Origin of the sequence: Pseudomonas sp. TMW22090, assembly GCF_022496665.1 — a bacterium.
GTDB lineage: Bacteria > Pseudomonadota > Gammaproteobacteria > Pseudomonadales > Pseudomonadaceae > Aquipseudomonas > Aquipseudomonas gregormendelii.
On sequence record NZ_SCFH01000003.1, the window covers coordinates 484792 to 504262 of the forward strand.

Here is a 19471-nt window from a genome sequence, read left to right on the forward strand (position 1 = left end):
GACTGCCAGTGCGCTATCGCGAGCAGGCTCACGCCCACACGTCATGTCTTGTGGAGATTTGCCCATGGTTCCCAGTTCCTACCCTGCCGCCCAGCACGTCATGGTGCTCTACACCGGCGGCACCATCGGCATGCAGGCCAGTGCCAACGGCCTGGCCCCGGCGTCCGGTTTCGAAGCACGAATGCGCGAATACCTGCACAACCAGCCTGAGCTGGTGGTGCCCCAGTGGCGTTTTCGCGAGATGTCGCCGCTGATCGACAGCGCCAATATGAGCCCGACGTATTGGCAGCAACTGCGTGAAGCGGTGGTTGACGCCGTCGATGTACAGGGATGCGACAGCGTGTTGATCCTGCATGGCACCGACACGCTCGCCTACAGCGCGGCGGCGATGAGCTTTCAGTTGCTTGGCCTGCAGGCCCGGGTATGTTTCACCGGTTCGATGCTCCCGGCCGGCGTCGCTGACAGCGATGCCTGGGAAAATCTCGGCGGAGCATTGGTGGCGCTTGGGCATGGCGTGGCCCCAGGTGTGCATTTGTACTTCCATGGCGAACTGCTGGACCCGACTCGTTGCGCGAAAGTACGCAGTTTCGGTCGACACCCGTTCAAGCGTCTGGAGCGTCAGGGTGGTGGTGCGAAAGCGTCTGCTGTGCCGATGCAGCTTGGCTACCAGCAACCCAGGCAGCTGGCGAAAGTGGCAGTGATGCCGCTATTCCCAGGGATTGGCGCCGAGCAACTGGACGGCGTGCTCAACAGCGGCATTCAAGGCCTGGTGCTGGAGTGCTACGGCAGCGGCACCGGGCCGAGCGACAACCCCGAGTTTCTCGCCGCGCTGTCGCGGGCCCGCGATAAATGTGTGGTGGTGGTCGCGGTAACCCAGTGCCATGAAGGTGGCGTAGAGCTGGACGTGTACGAAGCTGGCAGCCGATTGCGCGGTGTTGGCGTGCTTTCCGGCGGCGGCATGACCCGAGAAGCAGCGTTCGGCAAGTTGCATGCGTTACTGGGTGCCGGCCTGGACACCGCTGAGGTACAGCGGCTGGTCGAGCTGGACCTGTGCGGCGAGCTCAGCTGACATACAAAACCTGCGGGAGCTTGCTCGCGATAGCGGAATGTCAGTCACCTCAGTGTTGAATGTGCCGCCGCATCGCGGGCAAGCCCGCTCCCACAGGTTCATCATTGGGCACATAACTTGCTGCGTTCCAGCCATCCCCAGGCTGGAAGCCGCCCATGCTCCACTCCCACCTCACCACCCTCAACGCCGTTTCCCTGGTGCTCGACGCCTTCAAGGCCAAAGGCCTGTCCAGCGATGCACTGCTCGCCGGCAGCGGTATCAGTGCGGCGGATCTGAACCGGGCGGACACGCGCATCACGACCAACCAGGAGATGCAGGTCTGCGCCAACGCGGTCGCGCTCAAGCGTGATATCGGCCTGGAACTGGGCAGGAGAATGCACGTTTCATCCTACGGCATGCTCGGTTATGCCCTGCTCACCAGTGCCACCTTCGGTGACGCTTTGCGCCTGGCGATGCGCTATCCGGCGCTGTTGGGAACACTTTTCGAGTTGAGCCTGGAAGAGGACGATGAGCGCATCTGGTTCGTCGCCGCCGATTACCGGGAGAATCCGGCACTGGCGGTGTTCAACGCCGAGTTTTGCCTGGTGTCGTTGAAAGTCATCTGCGACGACCTCCTGGGGCACCCCCTGCCGTTGCTGGCGGCGCGCCTGGAACACCCGGCGCCTGACTATCAGGCGATCTACGCCGAGCACTTCGACTGCGCCCTGCACTTCGACGCGCGGGACAACGCATTCGCCTTCGACAAGCGCTGGCTGGACCACCCCCTGCCACTGGCGGACACCATCACCCATCAGGCCATGGCCGAGCGCTGCCGCAAGCAGAATCTCGAATTCACTGGACGGCAGGCGTGGCTGGGGCGGATCCGGCAGTTGCTGCGCGCACAGCTCAATGCCGCACCGGGCCTCGAAGGCCTGGCGCAGCAGATGAATTGCTCGGCGCGCACGTTACGTCGCCATCTCAAGGAGTTGGGGTGCAGCTATCAGGAACTGCTCGACGAGTTGCGCTTCGAACAGGCCAAACACATGTTGTGCGAAGACCAGATGCCGATCTACCGGATTGCTGAAGCGCTGGGCTTCAGCGAGACCGCCAGTTTTCGACATGCGTTCGTGCGCTGGAGTGGCGTAGCGCCAAGCCAGTTCCGCCCTTGATAAATCGTTTAGGGGCGAATTTCGGTCACGTTTTTTGGCCATATTGATCCCCTTTTGGCCTTTCCTGCCGTTCTCCGAATTGCCCTGCGCGAGCAAGACTGTGTTCAACCGAATCAGCCTGCGGAGAACAAGAAATGCTGACCATCTACTCTGACGACCATCACCTGCACCACGGCCGCTGCGAACTGATCGACGGGCAACTCAAGCCCTGCTTTGAAATGCCCTCGCGTGCAGACCACGTGCTGCAACGCGTGCAGAACCAGAACCTCGGCCCCGTGCATGCGCCGAAAGATTTCGGCATCGACCCCATCGCCCGTATCCACAGCCGCGACTACCTGGACTTCTTCAAGGGCGCCTGGACACGCTGGACTGAATTTAATACTGATGGCGACTTGCTGCCGTACACCTGGCCAGCGCGGACCTTGCGTGCAATCAAACCCACCAGTCTGCACGGCCAACTCGGCTACTACAGCTTCGACGGCGGCGCCCCTATTACCGCCGGCACCTGGCAGGCGGCCTACAGCGCAGCGCAAGTTGCGCTCACCGCACAGGCCCAGATCCAGGCCGGTGCCCACAGTGCCTTTGCCCTTTGCCGCCCACCGGGGCACCACGCGGCCAGCGACTTGATGGGTGGGTACTGCTACCTCAACAACGCCGCCATTGCCGCCCAAGCCTTCCTCGACCAAGGCCATGGGAAAGTCGCAATCCTCGACGTCGACTACCACCACGGCAACGGCACCCAATCGATTTTCTACGAGCGCAGCGACGTACTGTTCACCTCGATCCACGGCCATCCGGAAGCCGAGTTTCCGTTCTTTCTCGGCTACGATGACGAGCTGGGTGAAGGCGCAGGCGAAGGCTTCAACTTCAACTACCCATTGCCCGCTGGCAGCGGCTGGGATGCCTGGAGCGCGGCGCTGGAACAAGCCTGCGAAGAAATCGAAACATACGGTGCCGACATCGTTGTGGTGTCCTTGGGTGTCGATACATTCAAGGACGACCCGATCTCTCAATTCAAGCTCGACAGCCCGGATTACCTGGCGATGGGCGAGCGCATCGCCAAGCTGGGGGTGCCGACCCTGTTCGTGATGGAAGGCGGTTATGCCGTGGAGGAAATCGGCATCAATGCGGTGAACGTTCTTGAAGGTTTCGAACGCGCTCAATGAGGAAACAATAACAATGAACAGACTCAAGCGTCTTATTGCGCCAGTGTTGTGCGCCACGGTGCTCGGCGGCGCAGCTCACGCTGAAGAGCGAACCTTGCGCGTCTACAACTGGTTCGACTACATCACCCCCAAGGCCCTGGAAGACTTCAAGGCACAAAACACCCAGACCAGACTGGTCTACGACATCTTCGACACCAATGAAGCGCTCGAAGCCAAGTTGCTGACCGGTAACTCCGGCTACGATGTGGTGGTGCCGTCCAACGTGTTCCTCGCCAAGCAGATCGAGGCAGGCGTGTTCCAGCCGCTGGACCGCAGCAAACTGCCGAATTGGAGTCACCTTGATCCCAAGTTGATGAAACTGATCGAAGCTAACGACCCGGGCAACAAATTTGCGGTGCCCTACATGTACGGCACCATCCTGATCGGTTTCAACCCGGACAAAGTCAAGGCCGCCCTGGGTGACAAGGCGCCTGTCGACAGTTGGGACCTGATCTTCAAGGAAGAAAACATCAGTAAGCTCAAGCAATGCGGAGTCGCCCTGCTGGATTCGCCATCGGAGATCCTGCCACTGGCCCTGCAACACCTCGGCCTGGACCCTAACAGCAAGCAGCCAGCGGACTACGCCAAGGCTGAAGCTCTGCTGATGAAAATCCGGCCCTATGTCACCTACTTCCACTCCTCCAAGTACATGGCCGACATCGCCAACGGTGACATCTGCGTTGCCGTCGGCTACTCGGGCAGCTTCTCCCAGGCCGCCAACCGCGCCAAGGAAGCCAACAATGGTGTGAGCGTCGACATGCGCCTGCCCAGGGAAGGCGCACCGATCTGGTTCGATATGCTGGCTATTCCAAAGGGTGCGAAGAACTCCGAAGACGCTTACACCTTCATCAATTACCTGCTGCAGCCGCAGGTGATTGCGCCGGTCAGCGACTTCGTCGGTTACCCCAACCCGAACAAGGACGCTACCGAACTGGTCGACCCGGCGATTCGCAACAACCCCAACCTGTACCCGACCGACTCGGCGATGAGCACGCTCTATACCCTGCAACCTCTGCCGCGCGATGCCGAACGGGCACGCACCCGTGCCTGGACCAAAATCAAGTCAGGCACCTGAGTAATCATTGAGCTGAACCTGTCGATGGCCTGTTACGCAAACTCAATGAGCCGGCACTGCGCAAGCTCTATCTGGACCTGGAACCCTTGGCGAATACCGCCTCGTAACGGCTACGGGCGCCAAACCTTTTCCAGGCGGCCCAGTGCAGCGCGGATGGCTTGCTCTGGAACCGCCGCGAAACCCAGGACCAGTCCGGCCCGCTGGTCCAGGGGGGGTGAAGAGTCCGGCAACCAATAGCTGCTCAGCGGATTGATCTCCACATCGACGCTGGCGGCCTGCTCGACCAGCTCCTGCTCTCGGCGCGGCGAGTCGACCGCCACCGTCAGATGCAGCCCGGCGGCCACGCCGGGCAGGCTGCCGATACCGGCAATCGCCTGCGGCCAACCAGCCAGGAGGGTATTACGTCGGCTAAGAGCGGCGCGGCGCATACGGCGGATGTGCCGCTGGAAATGCCCGGCGGCCATGAACTCGGCCATGACCGCCTGGGTGCTGACCTCGGAATGTCGCACGTCCACAGCTCGACGCTGGGAAAACGCCTGCACCAGTGCCGGCGGCAACACCAGGTATCCCAGGCGCAGCGCCGGAAAGGCGACTTTGCCAAAGGTGCCGACGTACAAGACCCGGCCGTGGCGATCGAGTGCCGCCAGCGGTGCCAGGGGGGCGCCGCTGTAACGGTATTCTCCGTCATAGTCATCCTCGACGATCCAGCCTCCGTTGCGCTCAGCCCAGGCCAGCAACTCCAATCGCCGCGCCAGGCTCATCACCACCCCTGTGGGGTATTGATGAGAAGGCGTTACGTAGGCGAGGCGGCAATCGTCAAGGCTGGCCAGCTGGTTACAATCAATACCCTCATTGTCCACCGCCACCCCATGCAACCGCGCACCGGCCACTGCGAACGCATGGCCCGCTGCCCGGTACCCCGGATTTTCCAGAGCCACCCCGTCCCCCGGATCCACCAGCAGCTGTGCACAAAGGCTAATTCCCTGTTGCGCACCACTGGTGATCACTATTTGCTCAGCGGTGCACTGCATTCCCCGAGAGCTACGCAAATACGCGGCAATCATCCCTCGCAATCGCGCATCGCCGGCCGGATCCCCGTAGCACAGCTGCTGCAAGTCCGGCTTACGCCAGAAAGCCGCGTTCAGCTTGGCCCATATCTCAAAAGGGAACAGGTCGAACGCCGGCACACCCACCCGAAATGCCCGAGGCGGCCCGCTGGGTGGTGTCGCTAAATGGTTCTTTTCGACCCGTTCCAAAGCACCATTGTGGATAACTTTACTGGATGAAATTACAGGTAATTCCTGCCAATTTGTGGATAAGGCTGTGGACAAGCCTGTTGAAAACCCTGTGGATACTTTTGTGGATAGTTTTTTGTCGAGCGAGTCCGCTTGGGGCAATTGCGCGACATAAGTCCCGTCTCCCACTCGCCCCTCGATAAACCCTTCGGCATACAGTTGATCGTACGCCCGCACCACGCTATTGCGGGAAATTGCCAGCGCCGACGCCAGTTCGCGTGTTGCAGGCAATCGGGTGCCACTGGCCAGCCGTCCATCCAGCACGCGCAGTCGTAAAGCCTGGTAAAGCTGTCGACTCAAACCCTGGCGTCGATCGAGTTCGATACCAGCCGGATTGAACGACAGGGAAAGCAGCGACTGGCTCATGGTAATGGACCTATGAAATTGGTCGTTAATGGCTCTTACAACAGACCAATAGCCTGCCTAGGATGCAGGCATTCGCCAAGGAATTTTTCCATGTACAACCCAAGCAGCTTTGCCATCCACGATTTGGACGAACTGCAGCAGCAGATACTCGCCACCCGCCTCGCCCTGGTCGTGACCCATGGCGAACAAGGCTTGCAAGCCAGTCACCTGCCCCTGTTGCTGCGCGGCGACGAAGGTCCCAATGGCACGCTCTACGGTCATTTCGCCAGGGCCAATCCACAGTGGAAGGAACTGCACAATGGTGCTGAAGCGATGGTGATATTTGCCGGTGCCGATGCCTATGTCAGCCCCGATTTTTACCCCAGCAAAGCCGAGCACGGCAAAGTCGTGCCCACCTGGAACTACATCGCCGTGCACGCGTACGGCACTGCCGAGGTGTTCAGCGATTCCGGGCGCCTGCTGGAGCTGGTCAGCAGCTTGACCGATCGTCATGAAGCGGCCCGCGCGCAGCCGTGGAAAGTGAGCGACGCTCCGGCCGACTACATTGACGGGATGCTCAAGGCCATCGTCGGCTTTGCCCTGCCAATCCAGCGCCTGGAAGGTAAACGCAAACTCGGCCAGAACCGTAGCCCCGCCGATTATGCCGGCGTGCGCGAGGGGCTCGGCGCCAGCCCCGATGCGCATGATCAGGCTCTCGCTCACTTGATGCGTTAAGGAACCAACATGAGTCAGCTCGACATCCGCCAGGTCACCGCCGACGATCACGCCGCCTGGCTACCCTTGTGGCAAGCCTATCTGGATTTTTACAACACCCAGCTGCCTGAAACGGTCACCCAAAGCACCTGGGAGCGCATCCTCGATCCAGGCGAGCCGACCCACGCCGCGCTGGCCTGGGCGGATGGCCGAGCGGTGGGCATGGTGCATTTCATCTACCATCGATCAAACTGGAGCATCGAGAATTCCTGCTACCTGCAGGACCTGCTGGTGGCACCACACACCCGCGGCACGGGCGTCGGCCGCCAGTTGATCGAATTCGTCTACGCCACCGCCAAAAACGATGGCTGCTGCAAGGTCCACTGGTTGACTCACGAGACCAACGCCACCGCGATCCAGCTCTACGAGCGTATCGCCGAGCGGCCGGGTCTTATCCAGTTTCGTAAAGCCCTTTAAGGTTCAAGGAGAACAGCATGGCGACTTCACTCGCGGACTGGAAAGGCGTCCCGGCCCCCTCGGTTCAAACCATCGAAGGTCGGTTTATCCGCCTTGAGAAACTCGATCCGGCCCGTCACGCCGATGGCTTGTTCAAAGCCCTGCAAGGTCCGGGCGCCGATCCCAAGCTGTGGGATTACCTGCCTTACGGACCGTTTCCAGAGCGCAGCGTGTTCGACGATTGGTTGAACAATCATGCGGCCCACAGCGACCCCTGTTTTTTCAGCGTGATCGACCGCGCCAGCGGTGAGGTGCAGGGCATCCTCAGCCTGATGTCGATCGTTGCGGCCCAGGGCCGCATCGAGATCGGCCACGTGACCTTTGGCGCACCGATGCAACGCTCGCCGAAAAGCACCGAGGCTGTGTATCTGCTGGCCAGGGAATCCTTTGCCTTGGGTTACCGCCGCCTGGAGTGGAAGTGCAACAACGGCAACGCTCGCTCCAAGTACGCGGCCGAGCGGCTAGGCTTCAGCTTTGAAGGGGTGTTCCGCCAGCACATGGTGGTCAAGGGCCAGAACCGCGACACCGCCTGGTATTCGATCCTCGACTCGGAGTGGCCGGCCATCGGCGCGGGCTTCGAGCGGTGGTTGTCGGATGAAAACCAGACGACGTCGGGTCAGTTGAGGACGCTGGCGCAGTGCCGGGGTTAGGGACTGATCGGCTTACCGGCGGTGGCGCGTGAGCCATCGCAATCGAAGTAATGCAGATGCTAGACGCTTGTCGGCAACCGCCCAAACGACAGCCAAAAAAAAGGGGAGCACATGCCCCCCCGAGGTTTAAAGCGGTGTACCGAGGCTGTTAATCAGCCTTCGATCTCGATCAGGATTTCGCCCGGGTTCACCCGGTCGCCCTTGGCCACGTGAATGGCGGTGACTTTACCGGCGATGGCGGCCTGGACTTCGGTTTCCATTTTCATCGCTTCGGTGATCAGCACGGCCTGGCCGGCTTTCACCACGTCGCCTTCCTTGACCAGCACGTCGACAATGTTGCCCGGCATGGTGGTGCTGACATGGCCAGGCGCCGTGGCTTGCTTGCGCTTGCTGCTGCCGCCGCTGACGAACTCATTGAGCGGTTCGAACACCACTTCTTCCGGCATGCCGTCGATGGACAGGTAGAAGTGACGCTTGCCTTCGGCCTTGACGCCGACACCGGTGATATCGACTCGGTAGGTTTCACCGTGAACGTCGATCACGAACTCGGTCGGCACGCCTTCGCCACCGGCCGAGGTCACGCCACCGGCCTCTGGAATCGGCAGCAACACCTCAGGCGTCAGGGTGCCGGCGGCACGCTCTTCGAGGAATTTGCGCCCGATGTCCGGGAACATGGCGTAGGTCAGCACGTCTTCTTCAGACTTGGCCACCGAGCCGATTTCAGCGCGCAGCTTGGTCATTTCCGGCTTGAGCAGATCAGCCGGGCGCACGTCGATCACTTCCTCGCTACCGATCGCCTGGCGACGCAGTTTTTCATTGACGGTGCCCGGCGCCTTGCCATAGCCACCTTGCAGGTAGAGCTTCACTTCATTGGTGATGGTCTTGTAGCGCTCGCCGGCCAGCACGTTGAAGAAGGCCTGGGTGCCGACGATCTGCGAAGTCGGCGTCACCAGAGGCGGGAAACCGAGGTCCTCGCGAACACGCGGGATCTCGGCCAGCACTTCGGCCATGCGGTTGAGGGCGCCCTGCTCTTTCAACTGGTTGGCCAGGTTGGAAATCATCCCGCCCGGCACCTGGTTGACTTGCACACGGGTGTCGACGGCGGTGAACTCGCTTTCGAACTGGTGGTACTTCTTGCGCACGGCGTAGAAGTACAGGCCGATTTCCTGCAACAGTTCCAGGTTCAGGCCGGTGTCGTACTCGCTGCCTTTAAGGGCGGCGACCATCGACTCGGTGCCCGGGTGGCTGGTGCCGGAGGCGAAGCTGGAGATCGCGGTGTCGATGTGGTCGGCACCGTTCTCGATCGCCTTGAGCTGGCACATGGTAGCCAGGCCCGCGGTGTCGTGGGAGTGGATGAACACCGGCAGGGACTGCTCGGCTTTCAACGCACGGACCAGTTCGCCAGTGGCATAAGGGGTCAGCAGACCGGCCATGTCCTTGATCGCCACCGAGTCGCAACCCATGGCTTCCATCTGCTTGGCCTGGGCCACGAACGCATCGATGGTGTGCACCGGGCTGGTGGTGTAGGCGATGGTGCCCTGGGCATGCTTGCCGGCAGCCTTCACGGCTTCGATGGCCGTGCGCAGGTTACGTACGTCGTTCATCGCGTCGAAGATGCGGAAGACGTCGATGCCATTGACCGCAGCCTTGGCGACGAAGGCTTTGACCACATCGTCGCTGTAGTGGCGGTAGCCCAACAGGTTCTGGCCACGCAGGAGCATTTGCAGGCGAGTGTTAGGCAGCGCGGCGCGCAGTTGGCGCAGGCGCTCCCACGGGTCTTCTTTCAGGAAGCGTACGCAGGCGTCGAATGTCGCACCGCCCCAGCATTCCAGCGACCAGTAGCCGACCTTGTCGAGCTTGTCGCAGATCGGCAGCATGTCTTCGGTGCGCATGCGGGTCGCGAGCAGCGATTGGTGGGCGTCGCGCAGGATCGTGTCGGTGACGTGGATTTTCTTGCTCATTGTTATATTCCTCACAGGCCTGCGTGGGCGGCGATGGCGGCGGCGATGGCCAGGGCCAGCTCTTCGGGTTTGCGCTTGATCGAGTAGTTGGTCAGTTCAGGGTGGCTTTCCACGAAGCTGGTATTGAACTGGCCACTACGGAATTCCGGGTTACGCAGGATTTCCTGGTAGTACGCGGCGGTGGTCTTGACCCCTTGCAGACGCATGTCGTCGAGGGCACGCAAGCCACGGTCCATCGCTTCTTCCCAGGTCAACGCCCAGACCACCAGTTTGAGGCACATGGAGTCGTAGAACGGTGGAATGGTGTAGCCGGTATAGATTGCCGTGTCGGTACGCACGCCGGGACCGCCGGGTGCGTAGTAACGGGTGATCTTGCCAAAGCTCGGCAGAAAATTGTTTTTCGGGTCTTCGGCGTTGATCCGGAACTGCAGGGCAAAACCGCGGTGCTGGATGTCTTCCTGTTTCACCGAAAGCGGCAAGCCGGACGCAATGCGGATCTGCTCACGCACGATGTCGATGCCGGTGATTTCTTCGGTGATAGTGTGCTCCACCTGCACCCGGGTGTTCATTTCCATGAAGTACACCTCGCCCTCGGCGAGCAGGAACTCCACGGTACCGGCGTTTTCGTAACCCACGGCTTTGGCCGCACGTACGGACAGGTCACCGATGTAGGCGCGCTGTTCCGGGGTCAGTTGCGGGCTCGGGGCAATCTCGATGAGCTTCTGGTTGCGTCGCTGGATCGAGCAGTCGCGCTCGAACAGGTGCACGACATTGCCGAAACTGTCGCCGAGGATCTGCGCTTCGATGTGCTTCGGGTTGACGATGCATTTTTCCAGGAACACTTCTGCCGAACCGAAGGCCTTGGTGGCCTCGGAAATCACTCGCGGGAATGCCTGTTCAAGTTCGTCCCGGCTGTCGCAACGTCGGATACCACGGCCACCGCCACCGGAGGTCGCCTTGAGCATCACCGGATAACCGATGCGATCGCCTTCGATAAGCGCTTCCGCGATATCCGCGACGTTGCCTTCAGTACCGGGTGTGACCGGTACTCCGGCCTTGATCATGCTGCGGCGCGCTTCGGTCTTGTCGCCCATGCGCCGAATCACTTCAGCCGATGGACCGATGAACTTGATCCCGCGCTCGGCGCAGATGTCTGCCAGTTCGGCGTTTTCCGAAAGGAAACCGTAGCCGGGGTGCAGTGCATCGCAGCCGGTTTCTACCGCCAGGTTCACCAGCTTGCGCGCATTCAGGTAGCCGGCCAGAGGTTCGGCACCAATGCTGTGGGCTTCGTCTGCACGCTTCACGTGCAACGCGTGCCGATCGGCGTCGGAGTAGATCGCGACCGAGCGAATGCCCATCTCGGCGCAGGCACGTACGATTCGTACGGCAATCTCACCACGGTTGGCGATCAGGATCTTTTTTATCACTTGGAATTTCCCTTGAGCCGGTGGTACCCACAACCTGCTAGACCAGGTCGACGTGACCAAATGTTTCCATCTGGTCGCGAACCCACACTAGCGCTCACAAGGGATTAACAAAAATGAATAATTATTGGGTCAGGCATAAGTAAAGACTTATAGTCAGAATACCAGCCATGGTCAGAGCGAAGAAAAAATGCGTAAGTCCTTGATGCGAATGACATTACGTCAACTTCAGATCTTCAATGAGGTGTGTGATCTACGGTCCTACAGCCGTGCAGCCGAGGAAATGTCGCTGACACAGCCAGCCGTCAGCCTGCAGATTCGGCAGATCGAAGAACTGATCGGGCAGCCCTTGTTTGATTATGTTGGCAAAAAACTCTACATGACCGAGGCCGCCGAAGCACTCCAGCGAGCCAGCCGGGACATTTTCGGCCGCCTGGAAAACCTCGACATGCAGCTGTCGGACATGCAGGGATCGCTGCAGGGGCAGCTCAAGCTGGCAGTGGAATCCAGCGCCAAGTATTTCGTGCCGCACTTGTTTGCCGCCTTCAAGCGCCAACACCCCGAGGTCAATTTGCAGCTGACGGTGGTCAATCGCGGGCAGGTGATTCGGCGCCTGTCGGATAACCGCGATGACCTGGTGATCATGTCCATGGTGCCACAGGACATGGGGCTCGAATTCCTGCCTTTCCTGAACAACCCGATAGTCGCGGTGGCGCCGCCGGACCATCCGCTGTGCCATTTGGGACCGCTGCGTTTGCAGGATCTGGAACCTTATACCTTGCTGCTGCGCGAACCCGGCTCCGGTACTCGCCTGGCCTGCGAGGAGTACTTCAAGGAAAAGCGCGTGCACTTCAACCAGACCCAGGAAGTCTCGTCGGCCGAAGCCCAGCGCGAGTGTGTACTGGCAGGTTTGGGCGTGGCGCTGTTGACGCGTCATGCCCTGAACCTGGAACTGGCGACCGGCGGACTGATCGAGCTGCCAGTGGAAGAACTACCGCTGTACCGCAGCTGGTGCCTGGTGCAGGCCAAGGCGAAGCGCCTGTCACCAGTGGCTCACGCATTCCTTGCGTTTATCCGCAGCGAGCGGGTACAGATCAGCGCCCTGGTTGAGCGTTTCGACGGGAAGCTGCGGGCGCAGCCTGCCAGTAGTTGAGTTCGAGTTCGTCAGGAAAGCCGCCGATTTCAGCCAGCAGCTGGCGGCGCTCGCAGCGGTCTTCGATAGCGCGGCGAAACTCCATGCGGCGCTGGTCTTCCTGCTGACGACGGGTTCTGACGGCGCTGTTGCGTTCTTCGTAGGGCTGGGCCATTTCGAGTCTCCCAAGGCGATTACGGGAGTTTCAAGATAGGCGCGGGGGATGACGGTTTGGCGGCATGCGCGTTACAGGGGTGTGAACATTTACAGATCAAAACATCGCAGCCTTCGGCAGCTCCTACAGGGTACGTGAATCCCCGCAGGAGCTACCGAAGGCTGCGATCCTTGATCTTAATCGTCCAGCGCCTTCACCGACTTGGGCGACAACCGCAAGCTGCGCAAGCTGCGCTTCACGCTCTTGAGGTGGTTCACCAGGCTCGGGCCGCGCGCCATGGCCACGCCCATCGCCAACACATCGATCACCACCAAGTGGGCAATACGTGAAGTCAGCGGCGTGTAGATCTCGGTGTCTTCGTGCACATCGATCGCCAGGTTGACGGTCGACAGCTCGGCCAGCGGGGTCTGGCTCGGGCACAGGGTGATCAGCGAAGCGCCGCTTTCACGCACCAGGTTAGCCGTGATCAGCAAATCCTTCGAGCGCCCGGATTGCGAAATGCAGATGGCTACATCGGAGGGTTTGAGGGTCACCGCCGACATGGCCTGCATGTGCGGGTCGGAATACGCCGCCGCCGTCAGCAACAAACGAAAGAATTTGTGCTGGGCATCTGCTGCCACTGCGCCCGACGCACCAAAGCCGTAGAACTCCACCCGCTGGGCCTGGGACATGAGTGTCACTGCGCGCTGCAACTCGATCGGGTCGAGCCGCTCGCGCACTTCCATCAGGGTATGCAGGGTGGTGTCGAAGATTTTCAGACTGTAGTCGGCGACCGAATCGTCTTCGTGAATCGCGAACTGTCCAAAACTCGCGCCCGCCGCCAGGCTCTGCGCCAGCTTGAGTTTCAGGTCCTGGAACCCGGAACAGCCGATGGCCCGGCAAAACCGCACGATGGTCGGTTCGCTGATGCCCACGCTGTGGGCCAGGTCTGCCATGGAACTGTGCATCACCGCCGCCGGGTCAAGCAGCACGTGGTCGGCGACCTTGAGCTCCGACTTGCGTAAGAGGTGGCGTGACTGGGCGATGTGTTGCAACAGATTCAAAGGTCTGGACTCTTTGTTATTGGCAGGCGCCGTGATGTAGCGAGCTTGTAGTTATACTACATGAATTGGCTTTTTGCCTGCTCAATCCGTAACCGAATCCCTCGTTTTCAGCAGAGCATGGCTGCATGTAGCGCCAATCACGCCTCCGCGGAATTACTTCGAGCCCTGCAACTGCAGAAGGCTCGCAAGCTGTTGCGCCTCAACGGGCTTGCTGATCAGGTAGCCCTGAACCTCATCACAATGTTCGCCTCGCAGGAACTCAAGTTGCTCGGGCCGCTCCACTCCCTCAGCCACCACTTTCAACGACAAGCCATGGGCCATGGCGATGATCGCGCGGGTGATCGCGGCATCCATCTGCCCCTCGCCCAGGCCGCGTATAAACGTCTGATCGATTTTCACGTAGTCCACCGGAATGCGCTTGAGGTAACTCAATGACGAATAGCCGGTGCCAAAGTCGTCGATCGCCAGTTTTACCCCCAGGTCCCGTAGCTGCTGGAACGTCGAAATGATGTGCTCGACGCTGTCCAGCAACTGACTTTCGGTCAGTTCAAGCTCAAGGTATTGCGGCGCCAGCCCGGTTTCTTCCAGCACCTGCCGAACCAGGCTGACCAACTTGCCCTGACGCAGCTGATGCACAGACAGATTGACCGACACACGAATCGGCTCGAGCCCCTGGCGCTGCCACTCGCACGCTTGCCAGCAGGCCTGACGCAGCACGAACTCGCCGATCGGACCGATCAATCCGGTTTCCTCGGCCAGGCCAATGAACTCTGCAGGCGACACCCTGCCCCTGTCGGGATGATCCCAGCGCACCAAGGCTTCGGCGGCATTCAGGCGCCCCGTGGCGAGGCAGAGCTTGGGTTGGTAGAACACTTTGAGCTGCTTCTCATCGATCGCTTTGCGCAGCTGGTTTTCCAGTTGCAATCGCTCCAGGGTGCTGGCCTGGAGGCTCTCGGTGTAGAACTGGAAATTATTGCCGCCCAAGTGTTTGGCATGCTGCATGGCCATGTTCGACTGGCTGACCAGCGCTGAGATTTCCCGGGCGTTGTCCGGCAGCATACTGATGCCCATCGACGCACTGACTACCAGCTCATGTCCGTCGATGTTCAAAGGCAAACGCAACTTGGCGGACACCCGTGTCGCCACCCGGGCCAGGCTGGAGAGGTTGGCGTAGCTGTCAAACAGCACGGCAAATTCGTCGCCGGACAAGCGTGCAATGGTATCGGCCTCGGGCAGTGCACTCACCAGCCTGCGAGCGATTTTCTGCAATAGCTCGTCGGCAATGTCATGGCCCAGGCTCTCGTTGAGCAACTTGAACCGGTCCAGATTGATATGCAGCAACGCCAGGCTGCGTCCGCCCTGACGCATCCGTTGATGAGCCTCGCGCAGACGCTCGCGGAACAGCGAGCGGTTAGCCAGGCCCGTCAACTCGTCGTAATGGGTGAGAAACCGCATGCGTTCTTCGGATTCGCGCCTGGCCGAAAGATCAGCGAAGAAGCCTACAAGATGACTTACATTTCCCCGACTATCACGCACCGCACTTAGCTGCAACCACTGCGGATACAACTCACCATTTTTCCGCGTCTCCACCAGTTCGCCCTGCCAGCTGCCATGCTGCTCCAGTGCCTGGCGGATGGCGCTGTAGTGCCGGCGAGCGTCACGACTGCACGGCAGATCGACCACACTCAGTCCGAGCATGTCGTCGATCTCATAGCCGGTCACTCGGCAGAAGGCCTGATTAGCGGCGATCAGGGCGTAACTGGGATCGAAAATCACAATACCTTCACTGGCCGCTTCAAAGACCGTCGCAGCCAGTTGCTGTTGCGCTTCCTGGTGCTTGCTGACGCTGATGTTGCGCCGAGTCCCGACCATGCGCACCACCCGGCCATTTTCGCCGCGCTCCACCGCCCGTCCACGGTCCTCGATCCATACCCAGTGACCGTCACAGTGACGCACGCGGTATTCGATCTGATAGTCCTCGCTGCGACCCTTCAGGTGTTCAACCAATGCGCGCTTGAGCGCCGGCACGTCCTCGGGGTGCAGGCGTGGCTTGAGATGGCGCAGCATGGCCGTCACTAACTCTGGCTCCAGGCCGAACAATTCCTGAAGCTGCGTGTGGTGGACTTCGTCCGTCTGCAGGTTCCAGTCCCACAACCCCAGCTCACTGGCTTTGAGCGCCAATGCCAGACGCGCCTCGCTTTTACTGAGGGCCTGGTTGGCCAGGTCGAGTTCGAGGCTGCGCTGGGCAACACGGCCTTCCAGCCCGGCCTGAATGGCCCGTAGTTCAGCTTCAGCGCAACTACGCTGCTCAATCTCCCTGGCCAGCTTCTTATTCAGTTGATCGCTGCTGGTTTGAGCCTGCTGCAGGTGCTCGATCAGTGCCTGATTCTGGAAGCGACGCAACAAGCCGCGATCGATCAGCCGGTTGACCTGCCAGGCAACCACGCTCAACGCCCCCAGCAAAATCAGGCCGAACCAGCCCCAGCCCTGGCCTTGCTCATCGCCGCCCCAGAACAGATAGGCGATCGCCGGCAACAGACAGGGCAACGTAAAGGAAAGAAACGCCGGGAGGCTGACGGCGTAGGCCACGCTCGCCGACAGCGCAGCGGCCCCGATCAGACCAAATACCCAGGCTTGCTGGATGAAGGTGTCCGCCGGGACCAGCGCGATACCGGCACCCGCCAGGGTCAAGCCGGTCAGACCCGAGCCGAGCATGAACATGCGGCGCCAGACCGGATGCGCCTGACGGTTGGGGATCGCTGAGTCGAAAGCCGCGACCTGGATAACCCGCAACGCCACCAGTGAGAGCAACCACACCAGCCAGATGCTGACCAGAAAGTAGCGTTGCGGGCTCCAGAGCAGGCCGGCGCAGACCAGGCCATTGATCAGCATGAACAAAGTAGGCAGCAGCGATCCCTGGTAAAGCAGACGCGTGCGCTCCACCGCCATTTCCATGGCGTATTGTCTGCGGATAACCCGGGGCTCCACGGAGGGGCCCGACAGGTCGATGCTGAAGGTCATAGGCAATATTCTTGTTCTTATAATGGTGAGCTTGTGCCCGAATCGTCGACGGAGCATACACAAGCACGTGGCTGGACCAAACCGCCGCCCACTATAAAAAACATGAAATCTGCGGTTGCACTTGCCCCTTGAAAAGCCGCAGAGCAAGCCCCGCCAGCGCTTGCAGGCAGTGACTGACCGGTCGTCATCCGTGCGTCTTTCATCGGCTAATGCAAAGCTCGGTTTGCCCGGTGTGACGGCGCACCCTAGAATGCCCCGATGCGCGATGATCTCTCCCTTCTGCTGAACTCCCTCAACGATGCCCAACGCCAGGCCGTAGCTGCCTCCGTGGGTCGTCAGTTGGTCCTGGCCGGTGCTGGTTCCGGTAAAACCCGAGTGCTGGTGCACCGTATCGCCTGGTTGATCCAGGTCGAGAACGCCTCACCCCACTCGATCCTGTCGGTGACCTTTACCAACAAGGCCGCTGCCGAGATGCGTCATCGCATCGAGCAGCTGATGGGTATCAACCCGGCCGGCATGTGGGTAGGCACCTTCCACGGCCTGGCGCACCGCTTGTTGCGGGCGCATTGGCAGGAAGCCGGCCTGAGCCAGACCTTCCAGATTCTCGACAGCGACGACCAGCAGCGGCTGGTCAAGCGGGTGATCCGCGAGCTGGGGCTGGACGAACAACGCTGGCCAGCGCGCCAGGCGCAATGGTTCATCAACGGGCAAAAAGACGAAGGCCTGCGGCCACAGCACATCCAGGCCAGTGGCGACCTGTTCCTGGCGACCATGCGCAGCATCTACGAAGCCTATGAGGCCGCTTGCCTGCGCGCAGGTGTCATCGATTTCTCCGAACTGTTGCTGCGCGCACTCGACCTGTGGCGTGATCACCCAGGCCTGCTGGCGCATTATCAAAAACGCTTCCGGCACATTCTGGTGGACGAATTCCAGGATACCAACGCCGTGCAGTACGCCTGGCTGCGCCTGCTGGGCAAGGGCGGCGACAGCCTGATGGTTGTAGGCGACGACGACCAGTCGATTTACGGCTGGCGCGGCGCGAAAATCGAAAACATTCATCAGTACTCCTCCGACTTCCCGGACTCGCAAACCATCCGACTGGAGCAGAACTACCGCTCCACGGCCGGCATCCTCAAAGCGGCCAATGCCCTGATCGCCAACAACACCGGGCGCCTGGGCAAAGAACTGTGGACGGACGGCGGCGATGGCGAGGCGATCAACCTGTACGCGGCTTTCAACGAGCACGATGAGGCGCGTTACGTTGTCGAAACCATCGAAAGCGCGCTGAAAACCGGACTGGCACGCAGCGATATCGCAATTCTGTATCGCTCCAACGCCCAATCTCGCGTTCTGGAAGAAGCCTTGCTGCGCGAACGCATCCCGTATCGCATCTATGGCGGCCAGCGCTTCTTCGAGCGTGCAGAAATCAAGAACGCCATGGCGTACTTGCGGTTACTGGAAGGTCGAGGCAACGACGCCGCCCTGGAACGGGTGATCAACGTGCCCGCCCGTGGGATCGGTGAGAAAACCGTCGAAGCGATCCGCGAGCATGCGCGCCATAGCGACGTCTCGATGTGGGAAGCCATGCGCCTGCTGGTGGCCAACAAGGGCCTTACCGGACGTGCTGCCGGCGCCTTGGGAGGCTTTATCGAGCTGATCGAGAACCTCGCCGCCAAATGCATGGAAATGCCGCTGCACCTGATGACCCAGACTGTGATCGAGCAGTCCGGGCTGATTGCGTACCACGAAGCGGAAAAAGGTGAAAAAGGCCAGGCACGGGTGGAAAACCTTGAGGAGCTGGTCAGCGCTGCCCGCAACTTCGAAAACACCGAGGAAGATGAGGACCTCACGCCGCTGGCCGCATTCCTCGGCCACGCCTCGCTGGAGGCCGGGGATACCCAGGCCGACGAACACGAAGACAGCATTCAGCTGATGACGTTGCACAGCGCCAAGGGCCTGGAATTCCCTTATGTGTTCCTGGTGGGCATGGAAGAAGGCCTGTTCCCGCACAAGATGAGCCTGGAAGAACCAGGACGCCTTGAAGAAGAACGGCGCCTGGCCTACGTCGGCATCACCCGGGCCATGCAGAACCTGGTGATGACCTACGCCGAAACCCGCCGTCTGTATGGCAGCGAGACCTACAACAAGGTGTCGCGGTTCGTACGTGAGATCCCGAAGGGTCTTATTCAGGAAGTACGCTTGTCGAACAGCGTCAGCCGGCCCTTCGGCGGCAACCAGTCGATGAGTGGCAGCAACCTGTTCAGTGGCAGTGAAATTCCGGAAACCGGCTTCAGCCTGGGTCAGACGGTGCGTCACTCAATCTTTGGCGACGGCGTGATCCTCAACTTCGAAGGCGCCGGCGCCCAGGCCCGGGTGCAGGTGAACTTCAGCGAAGGCAGCAAATGGCTGATGCTCGGCTACGCCAAGCTGGAAGCCGTCTAGGGACCTGCAAGCAGGTCTTGCAGGTGGGAGCGGCGGTGCGGCTCGCTCGCGAATACCGTGTATCAGCTGGCATCCATGCCAGGTACTAAACGGCTTTCGCGGGCAATCCCGCTCCTACAGGTTTTCATTTCTCTGTGAACCTATCCCTTTTTCCTACAGACAAAAGTACATAACCTTATTGCCTCGACGAAGCTGAACCGAACCTGTCAGGCAAAAGCCCGAAACACTCTGCCGCTAGCCAGTAACACTTCAGCTG

Annotated in this window: 15 protein-coding genes; 9 read left to right on the forward strand and 6 right to left on the reverse strand. The window is 60.5% G+C overall.

Annotated elements, in window-relative coordinates; all coding sequences use genetic code 11:
• The first annotated feature begins 64 nt into the window (after positions 1 to 64).
• The 4 genes from EQV97_RS11515 (at position 65) to EQV97_RS11530 (ending at position 4497) form a co-directional block, all read left to right on the forward strand.
• Positions 65 to 1069, forward strand: a complete 1005-nt coding sequence (locus EQV97_RS11515; RefSeq protein ID WP_240888948.1) for an asparaginase — start codon at positions 65 to 67, stop codon at positions 1067 to 1069.
• 155 nt (positions 1070 to 1224) lie between these two features.
• Complete coding sequence (locus EQV97_RS11520; protein ID WP_045057792.1) at positions 1225 to 2217, forward strand: AraC family transcriptional regulator; 993 nt, start codon at positions 1225 to 1227, stop codon at positions 2215 to 2217.
• A gap of 134 nt (positions 2218 to 2351) precedes the next feature.
• Positions 2352 to 3383, forward strand: a complete 1032-nt coding sequence (locus tag EQV97_RS11525; RefSeq protein ID WP_122840960.1) for a histone deacetylase family protein — start codon at positions 2352 to 2354, stop codon at positions 3381 to 3383.
• A 13-nt stretch (positions 3384 to 3396) separates the two neighbouring features.
• On the forward strand, positions 3397 to 4497 hold the full coding sequence (locus tag EQV97_RS11530; protein WP_240888949.1) for a polyamine ABC transporter substrate-binding protein: 1101 nt from the start codon (positions 3397 to 3399) through the stop codon (positions 4495 to 4497).
• Positions 4498 to 4607: 110 nt separating this feature from the next.
• On the opposite strand, the gene EQV97_RS11535 is transcribed toward EQV97_RS11530, so the two are convergent.
• On the reverse strand, positions 4608 to 6158 hold the full coding sequence (locus tag EQV97_RS11535) for a PLP-dependent aminotransferase family protein (RefSeq protein WP_225568905.1): 1551 nt from the start codon (positions 6156 to 6158) through the stop codon (positions 4608 to 4610).
• 90 nt (positions 6159 to 6248) lie between these two features.
• On the opposite strand from EQV97_RS11535, the gene EQV97_RS11540 reads away from it, so the two are divergent.
• Genes EQV97_RS11540 through EQV97_RS11550 form a run of 3 tightly spaced genes read left to right on the forward strand, consistent with a single transcriptional unit; the run spans position 6249 to position 8017 of the window.
• On the forward strand, positions 6249 to 6872 hold the full coding sequence (locus tag EQV97_RS11540) for an FMN-binding negative transcriptional regulator (RefSeq protein WP_122840957.1): 624 nt from the start codon (positions 6249 to 6251) through the stop codon (positions 6870 to 6872).
• A 9-nt stretch (positions 6873 to 6881) separates the two neighbouring features.
• A complete protein-coding gene (locus EQV97_RS11545; RefSeq protein WP_240888950.1) occupies positions 6882 to 7328 on the forward strand; it encodes a GNAT family N-acetyltransferase in 447 nt (148 codons plus the stop codon).
• 17 nt (positions 7329 to 7345) lie between these two features.
• Complete coding sequence (locus tag EQV97_RS11550) at positions 7346 to 8017, forward strand: GNAT family protein (protein ID WP_122840955.1); 672 nt, start codon at positions 7346 to 7348, stop codon at positions 8015 to 8017.
• Positions 8018 to 8169: 152 nt separating this feature from the next.
• On the opposite strand, the gene oadA is transcribed toward EQV97_RS11550, so the two are convergent.
• Complete coding sequence (oadA, locus tag EQV97_RS11555; RefSeq protein WP_045060834.1) at positions 8170 to 9978, reverse strand: sodium-extruding oxaloacetate decarboxylase subunit alpha; 1809 nt, start codon at positions 9976 to 9978, stop codon at positions 8170 to 8172.
• 11 nt (positions 9979 to 9989) lie between these two features.
• Positions 9990 to 11405 carry an acetyl-CoA carboxylase biotin carboxylase subunit gene (locus EQV97_RS11560; RefSeq protein ID WP_045060835.1) on the reverse strand — a complete coding sequence of 472 codons (1416 nt, stop codon included), beginning with the start codon at positions 11403 to 11405 and terminating at the stop codon, positions 9990 to 9992.
• Between the two features lie 187 nt (positions 11406 to 11592).
• Here EQV97_RS11560 and EQV97_RS11565 point away from each other — a divergent pair, with 187 nt between their 5' ends.
• On the forward strand, positions 11593 to 12555 hold the full coding sequence (locus tag EQV97_RS11565) for a LysR family transcriptional regulator (RefSeq protein WP_122841280.1): 963 nt from the start codon (positions 11593 to 11595) through the stop codon (positions 12553 to 12555).
• On the opposite strand, the gene EQV97_RS11570 is transcribed toward EQV97_RS11565, so the two are convergent.
• The 3 genes from EQV97_RS11570 to EQV97_RS11580 form a co-directional block, all read right to left on the reverse strand.
• Positions 12497 to 12709: a hypothetical protein gene (locus EQV97_RS11570; RefSeq protein WP_045060836.1), complete on the reverse strand. Its 213-nt coding sequence runs from the start codon at positions 12707 to 12709 to the stop codon at positions 12497 to 12499. The two genes, EQV97_RS11565 and EQV97_RS11570, sit on opposite strands and share 59 nt — an antisense overlap.
• A 176-nt stretch (positions 12710 to 12885) precedes the next feature.
• Positions 12886 to 13752: a transcriptional regulator HexR gene (gene hexR / locus EQV97_RS11575; RefSeq protein WP_122840954.1), complete on the reverse strand. Its 867-nt coding sequence runs from the start codon at positions 13750 to 13752 to the stop codon at positions 12886 to 12888.
• 153 nt (positions 13753 to 13905) lie between these two features.
• The gene (locus tag EQV97_RS11580; protein WP_240888951.1) at positions 13906 to 16773 is read right to left on the reverse strand and encodes an EAL domain-containing protein; all 2868 of its coding nucleotides are present in this window, start codon (positions 16771 to 16773) and stop codon (positions 13906 to 13908) included.
• 258 nt (positions 16774 to 17031) lie between these two features.
• On the opposite strand from EQV97_RS11580, the gene uvrD reads away from it, so the two are divergent.
• Positions 17032 to 19215, forward strand: coding sequence for a DNA helicase II (gene uvrD / locus EQV97_RS11585; RefSeq protein WP_122840952.1), 2184 nt, complete (start codon positions 17032 to 17034; stop codon positions 19213 to 19215).
• Positions 19216 to 19471: the final 256 nt, after the last annotated feature.